Raw genomic sequence first — 682 nt, 5'->3', positions numbered from 1 at the left:
CCGAGCAGCGCGCGGAGCAGGGCGGCCCGATGGCCGACGTGCGGGATGCCATCGAATCCCGCTTCGACGCGCATACGCCGCCGGTGATCGATGGCGCCGATCCGGCCGGGCCCGGCACCGCGCCGAACGCGTCGGAATAGTTCCATGGCGTTCCCGCCCGAAGCGCCGGTGCAGGTCGAGGTCCCGATCCTCAGCCTGCGGCGGCACGGCCGGTACCTGGTCCTCCCGGCGCTGCTGCTGCTCGCCGTGGCAGCCGCCGCCGGCTTCTGGGTAGGGGCGCTGCCCGAGCCGTGGATGAACTGGGCCGCCGGTGCCGGCGGGGCACTGGCCGCGATCCTCGTCGGCCTCGGGCCGATACTCGGCTGGATGGCCACGCGCACCACGATCACGAACCGGCGCGTGATCCAGCGCCACGGCTTGCTCGTGCACCATCGGAGCGAGGTTCCGCTCAGCCGGGTCCGCAGCGTGCACCTGCGACGCGGACCGGTGCAGCGGATGTTCCGCTCCGGCGACATCGAGTTGCTGATCGGCACGGAGCCCGCCGCCGTGCTGCGCGACGTGCCCGGCTGCGTCGCGGTGGTCGATGCGCTGCAGGAGCTGATCGAGCACAACTTCGCGCTGGGCGCGACCGGGAGCACCGGGGGGCACATCGGCTCCGCCTCGCAGGGAGCGCCCGCCGGGC

General features: G+C 73.9%; 1 protein-coding gene. It reads left to right on the top strand.

Going from position 1 to position 682, the window contains the following annotated elements:
• Nucleotides 1-144: 144 nt before the first annotated feature.
• Nucleotides 145-682 (top strand): PH domain-containing protein (locus ACFPZL_RS14010; protein WP_382336020.1); only part of this gene is annotated, 538 nt, incomplete at its 3' end.

Origin of the sequence: Leucobacter soli, from assembly GCF_042659205.1 — a bacterium.
In the GTDB taxonomy this organism is placed as follows: Bacteria; Actinomycetota; Actinomycetes; order Actinomycetales; family Microbacteriaceae; genus Leucobacter; species Leucobacter soli.
This window is presented reverse-complemented; position numbering and strand designations above follow the sequence as displayed.